The following is an 18783-nucleotide window of genomic DNA, read 5'->3' as shown; positions in this document are numbered from 1 at the left end:
AAACGGCCCACACATTACATTATCATAATGATAAATTAACATAGTCTGAACATACGGCGCCTTATGATTGTTTTCTCATCGTTACAAATTCGTCGCGGCGTGCGCGTCTTGCTGGACAATGCCACGGCCACCATTAATCCCGGGCAGAAGGTTGGCCTGGTGGGTAAAAATGGCTGCGGTAAATCTACCCTGCTGGCATTGCTGAAAAATGAAATCAGCGCTGACGCCGGCGGATTTACGTTCCCGGGAAACTGGCAGCTCGCATGGGTGAATCAGGAAACGCCTGCGTTACCACAGCCTGCGCTGGAATACGTGATTGATGGCGACCGCGAATATCGCCAACTGGAAGCCCAGTTAAACGATGCCAACGAACGTAACGATGGACACGCCATTGCCACCGTCCATGGAAAACTGGATGCCATTGACGCCTGGACCGTACGTTCACGCGCCGCCAGTCTGCTGCATGGCCTCGGCTTCTCCAACGAACAGCTCGAGCGCCCGGTCAGCGACTTCTCCGGTGGCTGGCGTATGCGTCTCAACCTGGCACAGGCGCTGATTTGCCGTTCAGACCTGCTGCTGCTCGATGAACCGACCAACCACCTCGATCTCGACGCGGTGATCTGGCTGGAAAGATGGCTGAAAAGCTATCAGGGCACGCTGATTTTGATCTCCCACGACCGCGACTTCCTCGATCCGGTGGTGGATAAAATTATCCATATCGAACAACAAACCATGTTCGAGTACACCGGCAACTACAGCGCGTTTGAAATCCAGCGTGCGACCCGCCTCGCGCAGCAACAGGCCATGTACGAAAGCCAGCAGGAGCGTGTGGCGCATCTGCAAAGCTATATCGATCGTTTCCGTGCTAAAGCCACCAAAGCAAAGCAGGCGCAGAGCCGTATCAAAATGCTGGAGCGTATGGAGCTTATCGCTCCAGCCCATGTCGATAACCCGTTCCATTTCAGCTTCCGTGAACCTGAAAGCCTGCCTAATCCGCTGCTGAAAATGGAAAAAGTGAGTGCTGGCTACGGCGATCGCACAATCCTCGACTCTATCAAACTGAATCTGGTGCCGGGTTCTCGCATCGGCCTATTAGGCCGCAACGGTGCGGGTAAATCAACGCTGATTAAGCTGCTGGCCGGCGAACTGGCCCCCATCAGCGGCGAGATTGGCCTGGCGAAAGGCATCAAGCTGGGCTACTTCGCTCAGCACCAGCTGGAGTTTTTACGCGCCGATGAATCGCCTATCCAGCACCTGGCGCGCATGGCGCCGCAGGAGCTTGAGCAGAAACTGCGAGACTACCTCGGCGGATTCGGCTTCCAGGGCGATAAAGTCAGCGAAGAAACCCGTCGCTTCTCCGGTGGCGAAAAAGCGCGTCTGGTGCTGGCGTTGATCGTCTGGCAGCGCCCGAACCTACTGCTGCTCGATGAACCGACCAACCACCTGGATTTAGATATGCGTCAGGCGCTGACCGAAGCGCTGATCGATTTCGAAGGCGCGCTGGTCGTGGTTTCGCACGACCGTCACCTGATTCGCTCCACCACCGACGACCTCTATCTGGTACACGACAAGAAAGTCGAGCCGTTTGACGGCGATCTGGAGGATTATCAGCAGTGGCTGAACGATGTGCAAAAACAGGAAAGCCAGGGCGACGAACCGGCGAAAGAGAGCGTTAACAGCGCCCAGGCGCGCAAAGACCAGAAGCGTCGCGAAGCGGAGCTGCGCACCCTGACGCAACCGCTGCGTAAAGAGATTACTCGTCTGGAAAAAGAGATGGAGAAACTGCACGCACAGCTGGCACAGGCGGAAGAGAAACTCGGCGACAGCGAACTGTACGACCAAAGCCGTAAAGCTGAGCTCACGGCATGTCTGCAACAACAGGCAAGCGCGAAGTCCGGGCTGGAAGAGTGTGAGATGGCCTGGCTGGATGCGCAGGAACAGCTTGAGCAGATGCTGGCCGAGTAGCCCTGCCGGATAAAGCGAAGCTGCCATCCGGCACCGGAGCCGAAAATGCCTGATGGCGACATTCGCGCGTCTTATCAGGCCTACGTTTCGGTCCCGGCTCGCGTAACCTGCTGACTGACTGGCGACAAAATCACATATTGGCTAACCCGCACGCGCTGCGCGCGGTATAGTTATTCTTTCCGATTATTAATTGCTCTGGTGTTATGGTTGAAATCACGTCCACAGAAATGACCCCACCTACCGACGATTCGCGAGAATTCCGCCCGATGCGCGGTATCAGTAACCGTCATTTACAGACGATGCTGCCGCGTTTAATTCGCCGCAAGGTGAAGTTCGATGCCCACTGGCAGCGTCTGGAATTACCTGACGGTGACTTTGTCGATCTGGCATGGAGCGAAGATCCGCAACAGGCGAAACACAAGCCGCGCCTGGTGGTTTTTCACGGTCTGGAAGGCAGCCTGAACAGCCCGTACGCCCACGGCCTGATTGAAGCAGCACAAAAGCGCGGCTGGCTGGGCGTGGTAATGCATTTTCGCGGTTGCAGTGGTGAGCCCAATCGTCTGAACCGTATTTATCACTCCGGTGAAACAGAAGATGGCACCTGGTTTTTACACTGGCTGGAGCGTGAGTTCGGTCGTGTACCCACCGCCGCGGTAGGTTATTCACTCGGTGGAAACATGCTGGCTTGTCTGCTGGCAAAAGAAGGCAACGATATTCCGATAGATGCAGCGGTTATCGTTTCTGCGCCTTTCGTGCTCGAAGCCTGTAGCTACCATATGGACAAGGGCTTTTCCCGTGTCTATCAGCGCTACCTGCTCAATTTATTGAAAGCCAACGCCTCGCGTAAGCTTGAGGCGTATCCTGGCTCGCTGCCGGTGAGTCTGGCCCAGTTGAAATCTCTGCGTCGCATTCGCGATTTTGACGATCTGATCACCGCCAAAATTCACGGTTTCGCCGATGCGATAGACTATTACCGTCAGTGTAGCGCCATGCCGCTGCTTAATCAGATAGCCAAACCCACGCTGATTATTCATGCCAAGGACGATCCGTTTATGGATAGTCATGTGATCCCTGAACCGGAAAATCTGCCCTCACAGGTGGAATATCAGCTCACCGAACACGGCGGCCATGTCGGATTCATTGGCGGTACGATACGCCATCCGGAGATGTGGCTGGAATCCCGAATCCCGGACTGGCTGACAACGTATCTGGAGGCGTCATCATGATCATCCCATGGCAAGACATCTCCCCGGACGCGCTGGACAATCTGATTGAAAGCTTTGTCTTGCGCGAAGGCACCGATTATGGTGAACATGAACGCTCGCTCGAACAAAAAGTCGCCGACGTCAAACGCCAACTACAATCAGGTGAGGCCGTGCTGGTGTGGTCCGAACTGCATGAAACGGTCAACATTATGCCGAGGAAGCAGATTCACGAGTAACCCGTAGCCGCCGGCCGACTTTACTATAATTACAACCATTTCATGGAGTTGTTATGTCTGCCAAACATCCGGTGATTGCGGTAACAGGATCCAGCGGCGCGGGGACCACCACCACCAGCCTTGCGTTTCGTAAAATTTTCGCGCAGTTAAATCTGCGCGCCGCCGAGGTGGAAGGTGACAGTTTTCATCGCTATACCCGTCCGGAAATGGACATGGCGATTCGCAAAGCACGCGATGCCGGGCGGCATATCAGCTATTTCGGCCCCGAAGCTAACGACTTCGGTCTGCTGGAGCAAACCTTCATTGAATACGGCCAGACGGGCAAAGGTCAGTCGCGTAAATATCTGCACACCTACGATGAGGCCGTACCGTGGAATCAGGTTCCGGGGACATTTACGCCCTGGCAGCCGCTGCCTGAACCGACGGATGTCCTGTTCTATGAGGGACTTCACGGTGGCGTTGTCACCCCACAGCAAAACGTGGCCCGGCATGTCGATCTGCTGGTTGGCGTGGTGCCGATCGTAAACCTGGAGTGGATCCAGAAGCTGACCCGCGATACCAGCGAACGCGGGCATTCACGTGAAGCGGTAATGGACTCGGTGGTGCGCTCAATGGACGATTACATCAATTACATCACCCCACAGTTTTCCCGCACGCATATTAACTTCCAACGCGTACCGACCGTCGATACCTCTAATCCCTTTGCCGCCAGGAGCATTCCGTCACTGGATGAAAGCTTTGTCGTGATTCATTTTCGTAATCTGGAAGGCATCGATTATCCCTGGCTACTGGCCATGCTGCAGGGCTCATTCATTTCGCATATCAATACGTTGGTCGTGCCGGGCGGTAAGATGGGTCTGGCGATGGAATTGATTATGCTACCGCTGGTCCAGCGACTGATGGAAGGTAAAAAGATAGAGTGAGATGTGGAAAGCGCCGGATGGCGCTTCGCTTATCCGGCCTACGACTCAACATCATCCTGTAGGCCGGATAAGGCAACGCCGCCATCCGGCATCAGCAATTACGCGGCAACGACTTCATAAGAATGGGTAATGTTCACCGCCTTTTCCAGCATCAGCGCTACGGAACAATACTTCTCCGCCGAGAGGTCAACTGCGCGAGACACAGACGCATCTTTCAGGTCGTTACCCGTTACAATGAAATGCAGGTTGATATGGGTGAACAGGCGCGGCGCTTCATCACGACGCTCGGAGGTCAGCTTCACTTCGCAGTTGGTCACATCCTGACGCCCCTTTTGCAGGATCGACACCACATCAATTGCGCTGCAACCGCCCGCAGCCATTAAGACCATTTCCATCGGGCTCGGCGCTTTATCACCAGAGTTACCGTCCATCAAAATTTGGTGGCCTGAGGCGGACTCACCGAGGAAGGTTAACCCCTCAACCCACTTTACACGCGCTTGCATATTTCGTAACTCCAATGTTTCAATTTTCCTGACAGATTACGCGTACATAACAATTCTCGCAATGGAAGGCGACCTGCGTCATGCTGAAGCGAGACACCAGGAGACACACGGCGAAAGCTATGCTAAAACAGTCAGGAGGCTACAGTAATACATTGACGTACTGCATGTATGCAGAGGACATCACATTACAGGCCGTCGCACGTATTGACAGCCCCCTTCCCAGGTAGCGGGAAGCACATTTTTGCAAACCCAGAGACAGGTTGTTTTTTGGCTCTGGAGACAGCTTATAACAGAGGATAACCGCGCATGGTGCTTGGCAAACCGCAAACAGACCCGACTCTCGAATGGTTCTTGTCTCATTGCCATATTCATAAGTACCCATCGAAGAGCACGCTGATTCACCAGGGTGAAAAAGCGGAAACGTTGTATTACATCGTTAAAGGCTCAGTGGCAGTGCTGATCAAAGATGAAGAAGGGAAAGAAATGATCCTCTCTTATCTGAATCAGGGCGATTTTATTGGTGAATTAGGCCTCTTCGAAGAAGGCCAGGAACGTAGCGCCTGGGTACGTGCCAAAACCGCATGTGAAGTCGCTGAAATTTCCTACAAAAAATTTCGCCAATTAATCCAGGTCAACCCAGATATTCTGATGCGTCTGTCTTCTCAGATGGCTCGTCGTCTGCAGGTAACGTCTGAAAAAGTAGGCAACCTTGCCTTCCTCGACGTAACTGGTCGTATCGCCCAGACTCTGCTGAATCTGGCGAAACAGCCTGACGCAATGACTCACCCGGACGGCATGCAGATTAAAATTACCCGCCAGGAAATTGGCCAGATCGTTGGCTGTTCCCGTGAAACCGTTGGTCGTATCCTGAAAATGCTGGAAGATCAGAATCTGATCTCCGCGCATGGTAAGACCATCGTCGTCTACGGCACGCGTTAATCCCATCGACATGGCGTGTTACGTAGTAATGCGCCATTTTTGTTTGCTCCGATGTGGCGAAGACTGATTTATCACCCCGAGATCAACTACGCACTACGACAGACGCTGGTGCTATGTTTACCTGTGGCTGTCGGCCTTATCATTGGTCAGCTTCATCTGGGGCTCTTATTCTCCCTCGTCCCTGCCTGCTGCAATATTGCCGGTCTTGATACCCCGCATAAGCGCTTTTTCAAACGCTTAGTGATTGGCGCGTCTTTGTTTGCCGGATGCAGTCTGATCATGCAGTTACTGCTGGCAAAAGATATACCGCTGCCGCTGATCCTCACCGGCCTGACGCTGATTCTTGGTGTAACCGCAGAATTAGGCCCTCTGCATGCGCGACTACTACCTGCCTCGCTTATCGCGGCAATTTTCACGCTCAGCCTGGCCGGGAACATGCCCGTCTGGGAGCCGCTGCTAATCTACGCGCTGGGCACATTGTGGTACGGCCTGTTCAACTGGTTCTGGTTCTGGATGTGGCGCGAGCAGCCGCTGCGTGAATCGCTCAGTTTGTTGTACCGCGAATTAGCCGATTACTGTGAGGCCAAGTACAGCATGCTGACCCAGCATGCCGATCCCGAAAAAGCGCTTCCTCCCCTGCTAGTGCGCCAACAAAAAGCGGTGGATTTGATTACCCAGTGCTATCAGCAAATGCATATGCTGTCGGCGCATCGCAACAACGATTATAAGCGCCTGCTACGTGCCTTTCAGGAGGCGCTCGATTTACAGGAACATATTTCCGTTAGCCTCCACCAGCCGGAAGAAGTGCAAAAGCTGGTTGAACGTAGCCACGCCGAACAGGTGATTCGCTGGAATGCGCGCACCGTCGCCGAACGCCTTCGCGTTCTGGCCGATGACATTTTGTATCACCGTTTGCCGACGCGTTTTTCAATGGATAAACAAATTGGCACGCTGGAAAAAATCGCCAACCAGCATCCGGACAATCCGGTAGGACAGTTTTGCTACTGGCACTTCAGCCGTATTGCCCGCGTGCTACGCACCCAGCGACCACTGTATGCCCGTGATTTAATGGCTGACAAGCAGCGTCGGCTGCCGCTGATCCCTGCCCTGAAAAGCTATCTGTCGTTGAAATCCCCGGCGCTGCGTAATGCCGGACGCATCAGCGTCATGTTGAGCATTGCCAGCCTGATGGGCAGCGCCTTACACCTGCCAAAACCCTACTGGATTTTGATGACAATCCTGTTCGTCACGCAAAATGGCTATGGGGCGACCCGGGTACGTATTTTACACCGTTCGGTAGGGACGCTCGTCGGCCTGGTGATCGCCGGCGTCACGCTGCACTTTCATATTCAGGAAGGTTACACGCTGGCAGGCATGCTGCTGATAACCCTGGTGAGTTATCTGACCATCCGTAAAAACTATGGCTGGGCTACCGTCGGCTTTACGGTCACCGCGGTATATACCCTGCAACTGCTGACGCTGAACGGGGAACAGTTTATCGTGCCGCGGTTTATCGATACGGTCACTGGCTGCCTGATCGCCTTTGGCGGAATGCTCTGGCTGTGGCCGCAGTGGCAGAGCGGTTTACTGCGTAAAAACGCCCACGATGCGTTAGAAGCCGATCAGGAGGCTATTCGCCTGATCCTGAGCAACGATCCCCAGGCCACACCGCTGGCGTATCAACGCATGCGGGTCAACCAGGCGCATAACACGCTGTTCAACTCGCTGAACCAGGCGATGCAGGAGCCAGGGTTCAACTCGCACTATCTGGCGGACATGAAACTGTGGGTTACGCATAGCCAGTTCATCGTCGAACACATCAACGCAATGACTACGCTGGCAAGGGAACATACGATGCTGACGCCGGATTTGGCGCAGCGGTATCTGGAATCCTGCGAAATTGCGATCCAACGCTGCCAGCAGCGGCTGGAATATGGCGGCCCCGGAAGCTCCGGCGATGTGAATATTCTCGAGGCGCCAGAGATGCTGTCCCATGGGCCTTTAAGCACCCTTGAGCAGCACCTACAGCGGATATTGGGGCATCTGAATACCATGCACACCATTTCGTCGGTAGCATGGCGTCAGCGACCGCACCACGGGATCTGGCTGAGTCGCCGGTTGCGGGACATGAAAGGTTAAGATCGACTGCCGGATAAGGCGCTCGCGCCGCCATCCGGCAATCCATCAACCCACCACTTTCGCCACGGCCTGCGCGAAGCGCTGCATCCCTTCATCGATATCAGTCTGCTCCACCACCAGCGACGGCGCGAAACGCATCACGTCCGGCCCGGCATTCAGTACCATCACGCCTTCATTCGCCGCGGCGTACAAGAAATCACGCGCCCGGCCTTTAAACTGCGGCTTCAGTTCGGCGCCAATCAGCAGTCCCATACCGCGAATGTCGCTGAAAATGTCAAACTGTTGGTCAATTTTCTGCAAATGCTGAACAAACGCCTGGCGTTTGGCCTGAATACCTTCCAGCACTTCCGGCGTGTTGATGATATCAAACGCAGCTCCCGCAACCGCGCAGGCCAGCGGGTTACCGCCGTATGTGGAGCCGTGTGAACCCACGTGGAACGCGGAGGCAATCTCCTGGGTGGTCAGCACCGCGCTCACCGGGAAACCGCCGCCGAGTGCCTTGGCGCTGGTCAGGATATCCGGCGTCACGCCGTAGTGCATATAGGCAAACAGTGAGCCGGTACGCCCCATTCCGCTCTGTACTTCATCAAATACCAACAGTGCCTGGTGCTGATCACAAAGTTCACGCAAACCTTGCAGGAATGCCGGCGTTGCCGCAGTAACGCCACCCTCGCCCTGAATAGGTTCGATCACCACCGCACAGGTGTGATCGTCCATTACCGCTTTGACTGCATGGAGATCGTTAAACGGTACATGGATAATATCCGCCGGTTTGGGTCCAAAGCCGTCGGAGTATTTCGGCTGCCCGCCGACGGATACGGTAAACAGCGAACGACCGTGAAACGCGTTATGGAAGGCAATAATCTTGGTTTTGAACGGGCTATGGTGCACGCAGGCATAGTGGCGCGCCAGCTTAAAGGCGGTTTCGTTAGCTTCGGTACCGGAGTTCATGAACAGTACGCGTTCGGCGAAGGTTGCATCAATGATTTTACGGCCTAAGCGCAACGCCGGTTCGTTGGTAAAAACATTGCTGGTATGCCACAGGGTTTCGCCCTGAGTTTTTAACGCCTCAACCAGCGCCGGATGGCAATGCCCTAACGCGGTAACTGCAATACCACCCGCGAAATCAACGTACTCTTTACCCTGTTGATCCCATACTCGACTCCCTTTCCCTTTTACAGGGATAAACTCAGCCGGTGCATAAATCGGCAGAATCACTTCATCGAATGTCGCGCGTGTAATTGCAGTTTGTTCAGTTGCCATGTCATTACCACCCTGTTAAGCAGAAATGCTAGTGAAATTATAATCACAAAATATGAATAAAAAATCACTGAATAGCAACCACAAATCACTGGTTGAGGAAATTAGCCAGCAGCTGATGCCCCTGTTCGCTGAGAATACTCTCCGGGTGAAACTGCACCCCTTCCATATCCCACTCCCGGTGGCGAATACCCATGATCTCCTGCGTTTCACTCCAGGCGGTCACCTCAAAGCACTCGGGCAACGTCTCAGGTGCGACCACCAGAGAATGGTAGCGCGTTACCGTTAATGGATTGGCGAGCCCCTGAAAAACGCCCTGCCCGTTATGCGTAATCGGCGACGTTTTACCATGCATCACTTTCGCTGCCCGCACCACGGTCGCACCAAAGGCCTGCGCCATCGCCTGATGGCCCAGACAAACACCCAGCAGAGGGATCTTCCCTGCGAAATAGCGAATAACCTCCAGCGAAATACCGGCGTCATCCGGCGTACAGGGTCCCGGGGAAATCACTATTTTCTGCGGATTCAGCGCATCAATTTGCGCCAGCGTCAGCGCGTCGTTGCGCCTGACAAGGACATCTGCGCCCAGTTCGCAGAAGTATTGATACAGGTTCCAGGTAAAAGAATCGTAGTTATCGATAAGCAGGATCATGGCGGCTCCGGTACAGAAGAACCGCGCTATTCTACTCAGTTTCCAGGGCTTCGCTTACCACTTTACGAAATATCGCCTGCAGTGCGGACAGATCCCCCATGGCACCGCTTTGATTTGCCTGGTTCCACTCCTCAACCTGGATGCCCTCCCAGTTGAGTATATACCCGGCATGAATCGCCAACTGTTCGAAGAAAATACGCTGCGCCAGACCACTGCCGATGCGAAACGGGTGCAGCACATTAATTTCACAGTAGTAGTGTGCGAGGCGGTCGACAAACTTTTCTTGCGACAACCCCACCAGCCAGGACTCGTCTTCCAGGTCCTGCATCAGCGCATTGCCCTCTTTCTCGATATAAGCGAAATGGCAAAAGCGGGTATCGCCCTGGTAGATATCGACTTCTCGCAGATGTCCCGCCCAGTCAAAAATATCCTGATAGAGTTGGCGATGAATAGCACACAGATGCGGCAAACCCCGTTTAAGCGGGCCCAATTCGATAGTTGCCGCGCGCAGCACCGTCAACTCATAAGCTGCCTGCGCCAGACGCTGCGCCTGATGAACCCCCAGCCGGTTACGCATGACATTCAGGCCCGGATATAAATAGGGGTCACGTCCATCACCGAATTTATCGCTCATAGTGCCTCCGCAATTCTTCAAGACGCGCCAGGGCGTCTTCAGCGCTCAGAGTAACCCGTGGAGTATCCACGCCTTCCAGTCGCCGGCTTGCCTGGAAATTGGCATTTCGCCGTTGTTCCCAGATCCTGGACTTTTGTTTATCGGTGAGTTTTTTCACGTGACCTCCCTGAATGAGCCGACACTTGCCACAAGTATAAGCAGCAATTTCGGGTTACGCAGAGAAGGGAGAGAACGCGGGCAAGCGCTGCCCGCGCAAAATACGATTACGGCAGGACTTTGGCTGAAAGGATAACAATCGGTTTTGACGGAACATTCTGGTAAGGACCGACATCGTGGGTCTGAACCTGAGAGATCTTATCCGCGACATCCATACCTTTCACAACTTTACCAAAGACAGCGTAGCCAAAATCACGCTGGCCGTGATCGAGGAATGCATTGTCCGCAATGTTGATAAAGAACTGGCTGGTCGCGCTGTCTTTATCCGCAGTGCGCGCCATGGCAATCGTGCCACGGGTGTTACGCAGTCCGTTATCGGCTTCATTCTTGATTGGCGGGTTAGGTTTCTTCTGCTGCATCTGCTCGGTAAAACCACCACCCTGCACCATAAATCCTGGGATCACACGATGGAACGTGGTGTTGTTATAGAAACCGCTGTTGACATAATCGACAAAGTTTTGCACTGAAACCGGGGCTTTCTGACTGTTCAGCTCCAGCTCAATGTTACCGGCAGAAGTTGTCAGCAGGACATGCGGATCCCCTTTCGCTGCCAGCGCTGCGGGAGAGAGAGCAGAAAGAGCGAGAACAGCTGCAACAGCCGCCAGAGTCGATTTGAGCATGAGAATTCCTTAACAAGAGCAGAAATGAAGCAAGTGGATTGATTCTAAAGAGCCTTCATGAACAAGGCCATCCCTTTACCTAATTTTACGTACTTGAAACAAATGTAACCTCATAGCCGTAAATATCTATGTGATCACGATCACATACAAAAATGTAACAGGCTCAGTAATTACCAAAAAACATTTAAATACATCACTAAAACGCCTAAAATCTGCCCGCTCACGGCGCCGTTAATGCGCCTTACACTTCTATACAGGCCAGTCATGACTAACAGCAATCGCATTAAGCTCACATGGATTAGCTTTCTCTCCTACGCCCTGACAGGTGCGTTGGTCATTGTCACCGGGATGGTGATGGGAAACATCGCAGACTATTTCCATTTGCCCGTTTCCAGTATGAGTAACACTTTCACCTTCCTGAATGCAGGTATCCTGATCTCTATTTTTCTGAATGCCTGGCTGATGGAAATCGTGCCGCTGAAAACGCAATTGCGTTTTGGCTTCATCCTGATGGTCCTGGCGGTCGCCGGACTGATGCTCAGCCACAGCCTGGCCTTGTTCTCTGCGGCCATGTTTGTGCTGGGTGTGGTGAGTGGTATCACCATGTCGATTGGTACATTCCTGGTGACCCAGATGTACGAAGGTCGCCAGCGCGGTTCCCGCCTGCTGTTTACTGACTCCTTCTTCAGCATGGCGGGGATGATTTTCCCGATGGTGGCAGCGTATCTGTTAGCGCGCAGCATCGAATGGTATTGGGTCTATGCCTGCATCGGCCTGGTCTACGTCGCCATTTTCCTGCTGACCTTTGGCTGCGAATTCCCGGCGCTGGGTAAACACGCGCAGCAACCGGACGCCCCGGTAGTGAAAGAAAAATGGGGTATTGGCGTGCTGTTCCTGGCGATCGCCGCGCTGTGCTACATCCTCGGTCAGTTGGGCTTTATCTCCTGGGTACCGGAATACGCTAAAAGCCTGGGCATGAGCCTGAACGATGCGGGTAAACTGGTAAGCGACTTCTGGATGTCTTACATGGTTGGCATGTGGGCGTTTAGTTTTATCCTGCGATTCTTCGATCTGCAGCGCATCCTGACCGTACTGGCAGGTCTGGCCACCGTTCTGATGTATCTGTTCATCACCGGCACGCCGGAACATATGCCGTGGTTCATTCTGACGCTGGGCTTCTTCTCCAGCGCGATTTATACCACCATTATTACCCTCGGCTCACAGCAGACGAAGGTCGCCTCACCAAAACTGGTTAACTTCGTTCTGACCTGCGGCACCATCGGTACTATGCTCACCTTCATGGTCACCGGTCCTATTGTGGCGCACAGCGGCCCGCTGGCGGCATTGCAGACGGCGAACGGTTTGTATGCCGTCGTATTCGTGATGTGCTTTATTCTTGGGTTCGTCACGCGTCATCGCCAGCATAACGCGCCAGCCACGCATTAATCTCACTGCCGGATGGTATCTGTGCTATCCGGCACACTCTCGCGCCCTCTTCCTTTCACTGGTCATGTAGGCCAATTCTTACAAAAACCACTTAAATTGTGCGCTTTTTATACAAACACGAAAAGCCAGTTAATTCCGTAACTTATAAAAATGCAGTTAAATCAGTTATATACCCCTTAAGGAGTATATAAGGCCGAATTTGATTTGCATCAATAAGTGCGGTTGCTGAATCGTTAAGGTAGGCAGTAATAGAAAAGAAATCGAGGCAAAAATGAGCAAAGTCAGACTCGCTATTATCGGTAATGGTATGGTCGGCCATCGCTTTATTGAGGATCTTCTTGATAAATCCGACGCTGCCAATTTTGATATTACCGTCTTCTGTGAAGAACCCCGCAAAGCATACGACCGCGTACACCTGTCTTCCTACTTCTCCCACCACACCGCCGAAGAGCTTTCTCTGGTGCGTGAAGGATTCTACGAGAAGCACGGCGTTAAGGTGTTAGTGGGCGAGCGCGCAATTACCATTAACCGCCAGGAGAAAGTAATCCACTCCAGCGCAGGTCGTACGGTTTACTACGATAAGCTAATCATGGCCACGGGCTCTTACCCGTGGATCCCACCGATTAAAGGTTCGGAAACCCAGGACTGCTTCGTTTACCGTACCATTGAAGACCTCAACGCCATTGAATCTTGCGCGCGCCGTAGCAAACGCGGCGCCGTGGTCGGCGGTGGTCTGCTGGGCCTGGAAGCCGCCGGTGCACTGAAAAGCCTCGGCGTTGAAACTCACGTCATTGAATTCGCCCCAATGCTGATGGCTGAACAGCTGGATCATATGGGTGGCGAGCAGTTACGTCGCAAAATTGAAAGCATGGGCGTGCGTGTGCACACCAGCAAAAACACCAAAGAGATCGTTCAGGAAGGCACCGAAGCCCGCAAAACCATGCGTTTTGCCGACGGTAGCGAACTTGAAGTCGATTTCATCGTCTTCTCTACCGGTATTCGTCCACGCGACAAACTGGCAACTCAGTGCGGCCTGGACGTCGCGCCACGCGGTGGTATCGTCATTAACGACACCTGCCAGACTTCTGACCCGGACATCTATGCCATCGGCGAATGCGCTAGCTGGAACAACCGCGTGTATGGTCTGGTGGCCCCGGGCTACAAAATGGCGCAGGTTGCCGTTGACCATATTCTCGAAACTGAAAACGCCTTTGAAGGCGCGGACCTGAGCGCCAAGCTGAAGCTGCTCGGGGTTGACGTCGGCGGTATTGGCGACGCGCATGCTCGCACGCCGGGCGCACGTAGCTATGTCTATCTCGACGAAAGCAAAGAAGTCTACAAACGCCTCATCGTTAGTGAAGATAACAAAACCCTGCTGGGTGCGGTTCTGGTCGGTGATACCAGCGATTACGGCAACCTGCTACAGCTGGTGCTGAACGCCATCGAACTGCCAGAAAACCCGGACTCACTGATTCTGCCAGCACACGCGGGCAGCGGTAAGCCGTCTATCGGCGTGGATAAACTGCCGGACAGCGCGCAGATTTGTTCCTGCTTTGACGTCACCAAAGGCATGCTGATTGCCGCTATCAACAAAGGTTGTCACACCGTTGCGGCGCTGAAAGCCGAAACCAAAGCCGGTACCGGCTGCGGCGGTTGTATCCCGCTGGTAACGCAGGTCCTGAACGCCGAACTGGCGAAACAGGGTATCGAAGTGAATAACAACCTGTGTGAACACTTCCCGTATTCACGTCAGGAACTGTTCCACCTGATCCGCGTAGAAGGCATTAAAACTTTCGAAGAGTTGCTGGCTAAACACGGTAAAGGTTACGGCTGTGAAGTGTGCAAACCTACCGTCGGTTCCCTGCTGGCGTCCTGCTGGAATGAGTACATCCTCAAACCACTGCACACGCCGCTGCAGGACACCAACGACAACTTCCTGGCGAACATCCAGAAAGACGGTACCTACTCCGTGATCCCGCGCTCTGCGGGTGGTGAAATTACCCCGGAAGGCCTGGTTGCCGTGGGTCGTATTGCGCGCGAATTTAACCTGTACACCAAAATTACCGGTTCTCAGCGTATCGGCCTGTTCGGCGCGCAGAAAGATGACCTGCCGGAAATCTGGCGTCAGTTGATTGAAGCCGGTTTTGAAACCGGTCACGCGTATGCCAAAGCGCTGCGTATGGCGAAAACCTGCGTAGGTAGCACCTGGTGCCGTTACGGCGTCGGCGATAGCGTCGGCTTCGGCGTGGAGCTGGAAAATCGCTACAAAGGCATTCGTACCCCGCACAAAATGAAATTCGGCGTCTCCGGTTGTACCCGCGAATGTGCGGAAGCTCAGGGCAAAGACGTGGGTATCATCGCCACTGAGAAAGGCTGGAACCTGTACGTTTGCGGTAACGGCGGGATGAAACCTCGCCATGCAGACCTGCTGGCAGCCGATGTCGATCGTGAAACGCTGCTCAAGTACCTTGACCGTTTCATGATGTTCTACATCCGTACTGCCGACAAACTAACCCGTACCGCACCGTGGTTAGACAATCTGGAAGGCGGTATCGAGTATCTGAAGTCCGTCATCATCGACGACAAGCTGGGCCTGAACCAGCATCTTGAAGAAGAGATGGCCCGTCTGCGTGAAGCGGTGGTCTGCGAGTGGACAGAAACCGTTAACACCCCATCCGCGCAGGTTCGCTTCAAACACTTTATCAACAGCGATAAACGCGATCCGAATGTCCAGGTTGTGCCTGAACGTGAACAACATCGTCCGGCCACGCCTTATGAGCGTATTCCGGTGACTCTGGTGGAGGAAAACGCATGAGCCAGTGGAAAAACATCTGCAAAATCGATGACATTCTGCCTGCAACAGGCGTCTGCGCCCTGTTAGGTAACGAGCAGGTTGCCATTTTCCGCCCGTATCACAGCGACCAGGTGTTTGCGATCAGCAACATCGACCCGTTCTTTGAGTCCAGCGTGCTTTCTCGTGGGCTTATTGCTGAACATCAGGGCGAATTGTGGGTTGCCAGCCCGCTGAAAAAACAGCGTTTTCGTTTAAGCGACGGACTGTGCATGGAAGACGAACAGTTCTCCGTGAAACATTACGAAGCGCGAGTGAAAGACGGCACGGTGCAACTGCGCGGTTAATTAATTTTTGGGAGGCGCAACGCCTCCCCTTTTTTGACGTATTTGTAGGTCTTTTATTGGTAGGCCTGATAAGCGTAGCGCCATCAGGCAATTGCAAAAGCACATTGCCGGATGGCGGCATAAATGCCTTATCCGGCCTACGGTTACGATTTCTTTTTATTTTTGTACTTCAAGGATAATCAACACATGTTCACAGACACTATCAATAAGTGTGCGGCTAACGCTGCGCGCATCGCACGCCTGTCGGCAAATAACCCGCTCGGGTTCTGGGTCAGTTCGGCAATGGCAGGGGCCTACGTTGGCCTCGGCATCATCCTTATTTTTACCCTCGGTAACCTGCTCGACCCGTCCGTACGTCCGCTGGTGATGGGTGCAACCTTTGGTATCGCCTTAACGCTGGTTATTATTGCCGGTTCAGAACTGTTTACCGGTCACACCATGTTCCTGACGCTTGGCGTCAAAGCGGGCACCATCAGCCACGGCCAAATGTGGGCTATCCTGCCGCAAACCTGGCTGGGAAATCTGGTCGGATCCGTGTTTGTCGCCCTGCTTTATAGCTGGGGAGGCGGCAGTCTGCTGCCGGTTGATACCAGCATAGTGCATACGGTCGCGCTGGCGAAAACTACCGCACCTGCAACAGTGCTGTTCTTTAAAGGCGCGCTATGTAACTGGTTGGTTTGTCTGGCAATCTGGATGGCAATCCGCACCGAAGGCGCGGCAAAATTCCTCGCTATCTGGTGGTGTCTGCTGGCGTTTATCGCGTCCGGCTATGAACACTCCGTTGCCAATATGACGCTGTTTGCCCTTTCCTGGTTCGGCCATCACAGCGAGGCTTATACCCTGTCCGGAATTGGTCATAACCTGCTGTGGGTGACACTCGGTAATACTTTGTCCGGTGTCGTATTCATGGGATTAGGTTATTGGTATGCTACGCCAAAATCGGAGCGTCCGGCTCCGGCAAAAATCAACCAGCCAGAGGCTGCTGCCAATAATTAATTAAGGGGTAATGTCGTGGACCATTTGCCTATATTTTGTCAACTACGTGACCGCGACTGCTTGATCGTCGGCGGTGGTGATGTCGCAGAACGCAAAGCGCGGTTACTGCTGGAAGCTGGCGCCCGTTTAACGGTTAATGCACTGGCGTTTATTCCGCAGTTCAAAGTATGGGCAGATGAAGGCATGCTGACGCTGGTTGAGGGACCGTTCGATGAGTCCCTGCTCGACACCTGCTGGCTGGCTATTGCCGCCACCGATGACGATGCCGTCAACCAAAGCGTCAGCACCGCCGCGGAGTCACGCCGTATCTTCTGCAACGTGGTCGACGCGCCAAAAGCAGCAAGTTTTATCATGCCCTCCATTATCGACCGCTCGCCGCTGATGGTGGCGGTCTCCTCCGGCGGGACATCGCCGGTGCTTGCCCGTCTGCTGCGTGAAAGGCTTGAATCCGTACTGCCTCAGCATTTGGGCCAGGTCGCACAATATGCCGGCAAGTTGCGCTCCCGGGTGAAGCAACAGTTTGCCAGCATGGGTGAACGTCGCCGCTTCTGGGAAAAATTGTTCGTGAATGACCGCCTGGCGCAGTCGCTGGCGAACAATGACCTGAAAGCCATCGAGGAAACCACCGAGCAGTTGCTCAGTGAACCTCTGGACCATCGTGGTGAAGTGGTGCTGGTTGGCGCCGGTCCTGGCGATGCCGGCCTGCTGACGCTGAAAGGGCTACAGCAGATCCAGCAAGCGGATGTCGTGGTCTATGACCGCCTGGTTTCCGACGACATCATGAACCTTGTACGCCGCGATGCAGACCGGGTGTTCGTCGGCAAACGTGCGGGCTATCACTGCGTACCGCAGGAAGAGATCAATCAGATCCTGCTGCGTGAAGCACAACAGGGCAAGCGCGTGGTGCGACTGAAAGGTGGCGACCCGTTCATCTTTGGCCGTGGTGGCGAAGAGCTGGAAACGCTGTGCCATGCCGGTATTCCATTCTCTGTAGTGCCTGGTATTACCGCAGCCTCTGGTTGTTCTGCCTATTCCGGCATTCCACTGACCCACCGTGATTACGCTCAGAGCGTGCGTCTGGTTACCGGACACCTGAAAACTGGCGGTGAGCTGGACTGGGAAAACCTGGCAGCCGAGAAACAAACGTTGGTGTTCTATATGGGACTGAATCAGGCGGCAACGATTCAGGAAAAACTCATCGAGTTTGGTATGCAAGCCGATATGCCGGTTGCTCTGGTCGAGAATGGTACTGCCGTAACACAGCGCGTCGTCAGCGGTGTGCTGACACAGCTCGGTGAACTGGCAAAACAGGTTGAAAGCCCGGCGCTGATTATCGTGGGTCGTGTTGTGGGATTACGCGATAAGCTGAACTGGTTCTCGAACCATTGATTCACATCAGCGAAATAACCAACGGTATACCGTTCTGAAATCGTTCCGCTAATTAACACAAACGGCAGTCCTGGAATCTCTTTCCTGACTGCCGTTTTTATTTCTCACCTGTTTTTCAAAGCATATTTCCTTGTCTTTGAGTAGTCCTTATCTGGACTACCTCCTTGTTCCATTACTTGATATTTTCACCGGCGGAAAATGGATTTTTTCCATTTTTTTCATATATATAAATAGTTATATCTACAAGGATTTCGTTATGCTTAAGATTGCAAAAATTGCCCTTGTGGCAGGGATTCTGACGACGTTGACCGCTTGTACGGGTCATATTGAAAACCGTAATAAAACCTGCTCGTATGATTACCTGCTGCACCCGGCAATTTCAATTTCTAAAATGATTGGCGGTTGCGGCGCAGCGGCTGAATAATCAATAAATCTCTTTGCGCAGGGTGATGCTGCCAACTTACTGATTTAGTGTATGATGGTGTTTTTGAGGTGCTCCAGTGGCTTCTGTTTCTATCAGCT

General features: G+C 53.5%; 17 protein-coding genes and 1 pseudogene. 12 read left to right on the top strand and 6 right to left on the bottom strand.

What is annotated here, in order from left to right; genetic code table 11:
* Positions 1-63 precede the first annotated feature (63 nt).
* From OGY19_RS05360 to OGY19_RS05345, 4 genes and pseudogenes are all read left to right on the top strand, one after another.
* Positions 64-1965 carry an ABC transporter ATP-binding protein gene (locus tag OGY19_RS05360; protein WP_286596253.1) on the top strand — a complete coding sequence of 634 codons (1902 nt, stop codon included), beginning with the start codon at positions 64-66 and terminating at the stop codon, positions 1963-1965.
* A gap of 166 nt (positions 1966-2131) precedes the next feature.
* Positions 2132-3191: pseudogene (locus OGY19_RS05355) on the top strand (hydrolase).
* The gene (locus OGY19_RS05350) at positions 3188-3406 is read left to right on the top strand and encodes a YheU family protein (protein WP_003023615.1); all 219 of its coding nucleotides are present in this window, start codon (positions 3188-3190) and stop codon (positions 3404-3406) included. The pseudogene OGY19_RS05355 and the gene OGY19_RS05350 overlap by 4 nt, the downstream one beginning before the upstream one ends.
* A 53-nt stretch (positions 3407-3459) precedes the next feature.
* Entirely contained in the window at positions 3460-4329 is an 870-nt protein-coding gene (locus tag OGY19_RS05345; RefSeq protein ID WP_048213534.1) for a phosphoribulokinase, read from the top strand.
* 98 nt (positions 4330-4427) lie between these two features.
* Here OGY19_RS05345 and OGY19_RS05340 read toward each other — a convergent pair whose 3' ends face one another.
* Complete coding sequence (locus OGY19_RS05340; protein WP_043018552.1) at positions 4428-4832, bottom strand: OsmC family protein; 405 nt, start codon at positions 4830-4832, stop codon at positions 4428-4430.
* 306 nt (positions 4833-5138) lie between these two features.
* Here OGY19_RS05340 and crp point away from each other — a divergent pair, with 306 nt between their 5' ends.
* Together crp and OGY19_RS05330 are read left to right on the top strand one after the other, a co-directional pair.
* Positions 5139-5771: a cAMP-activated global transcriptional regulator CRP gene (gene crp / locus OGY19_RS05335; RefSeq protein WP_000242758.1), complete on the top strand. Its 633-nt coding sequence runs from the start codon at positions 5139-5141 to the stop codon at positions 5769-5771.
* A 51-nt stretch (positions 5772-5822) separates the two neighbouring features.
* Positions 5823-7910, top strand: a complete 2088-nt coding sequence (locus OGY19_RS05330; protein ID WP_115602376.1) for a YccS/YhfK family putative transporter — start codon at positions 5823-5825, stop codon at positions 7908-7910.
* A 45-nt stretch (positions 7911-7955) separates the two neighbouring features.
* On the opposite strand, the gene argD is transcribed toward OGY19_RS05330, so the two are convergent.
* From argD to ppiA, 5 genes are all read right to left on the bottom strand, one after another.
* On the bottom strand, positions 7956-9173 hold the full coding sequence (argD, locus tag OGY19_RS05325) for a bifunctional acetylornithine/succinyldiaminopimelate transaminase (RefSeq protein WP_115601374.1): 1218 nt from the start codon (positions 9171-9173) through the stop codon (positions 7956-7958).
* A gap of 85 nt (positions 9174-9258) precedes the next feature.
* On the bottom strand, positions 9259-9822 hold the full coding sequence (gene pabA, locus OGY19_RS05320) for an aminodeoxychorismate synthase component 2 (protein WP_048213536.1): 564 nt from the start codon (positions 9820-9822) through the stop codon (positions 9259-9261).
* Between the two features lie 31 nt (positions 9823-9853).
* A complete protein-coding gene (locus OGY19_RS05315; protein WP_286596252.1) occupies positions 9854-10456 on the bottom strand; it encodes a putative adenosine monophosphate-protein transferase Fic in 603 nt (200 codons plus the stop codon).
* Positions 10446-10613 (bottom strand): FicA/YhfG family antitoxin, encoded by a 168-nt coding sequence (ficA, locus tag OGY19_RS05310; RefSeq protein WP_115601373.1) that lies wholly within the window; start codon positions 10611-10613, stop codon positions 10446-10448. The genes OGY19_RS05315 and ficA overlap by 11 nt, the downstream gene beginning before the upstream one ends.
* Before the next feature lie 106 nt (positions 10614-10719).
* Complete coding sequence (ppiA, locus tag OGY19_RS05305; RefSeq protein WP_003023595.1) at positions 10720-11292, bottom strand: peptidylprolyl isomerase A; 573 nt, start codon at positions 11290-11292, stop codon at positions 10720-10722.
* A gap of 264 nt (positions 11293-11556) precedes the next feature.
* Between ppiA and tsgA the strand changes: the two genes are divergently transcribed.
* From tsgA to OGY19_RS05275, 6 genes are all read left to right on the top strand, one after another.
* Positions 11557-12738, top strand: a complete 1182-nt coding sequence (tsgA, locus tag OGY19_RS05300) for an MFS transporter TsgA (protein WP_115601372.1) — start codon at positions 11557-11559, stop codon at positions 12736-12738.
* A 271-nt stretch (positions 12739-13009) separates the two neighbouring features.
* Positions 13010-15553, top strand: coding sequence for an NADPH-nitrite reductase large subunit (nirB, locus tag OGY19_RS05295; protein ID WP_115601371.1), 2544 nt, complete (start codon positions 13010-13012; stop codon positions 15551-15553).
* The gene (nirD, locus tag OGY19_RS05290) at positions 15550-15876 is read left to right on the top strand and encodes a nitrite reductase small subunit NirD (RefSeq protein ID WP_003023590.1); all 327 of its coding nucleotides are present in this window, start codon (positions 15550-15552) and stop codon (positions 15874-15876) included. Before nirB ends, nirD begins: the two co-directional genes overlap by 4 nt.
* A gap of 186 nt (positions 15877-16062) precedes the next feature.
* Complete coding sequence (gene nirC / locus OGY19_RS05285; RefSeq protein WP_005121658.1) at positions 16063-16872, top strand: nitrite transporter NirC; 810 nt, start codon at positions 16063-16065, stop codon at positions 16870-16872.
* A 15-nt stretch (positions 16873-16887) separates the two neighbouring features.
* Positions 16888-18261 (top strand): siroheme synthase CysG, encoded by a 1374-nt coding sequence (cysG, locus tag OGY19_RS05280; RefSeq protein ID WP_115601370.1) that lies wholly within the window; start codon positions 16888-16890, stop codon positions 18259-18261.
* Between the two features lie 256 nt (positions 18262-18517).
* Entirely contained in the window at positions 18518-18685 is a 168-nt protein-coding gene (locus OGY19_RS05275; protein ID WP_115601369.1) for a YhfL family protein, read from the top strand.
* Positions 18686-18783 lie beyond the last annotated feature (98 nt).

The organism is Citrobacter sp. Cy070 (assembly GCF_030332245.1).
Lineage (GTDB): Bacteria > Pseudomonadota > Gammaproteobacteria > Enterobacterales > Enterobacteriaceae > Citrobacter > Citrobacter youngae.
Note: the sequence above shows the minus strand (reverse complement) of the source record. Positions and strands in the feature narration are given on the sequence as shown.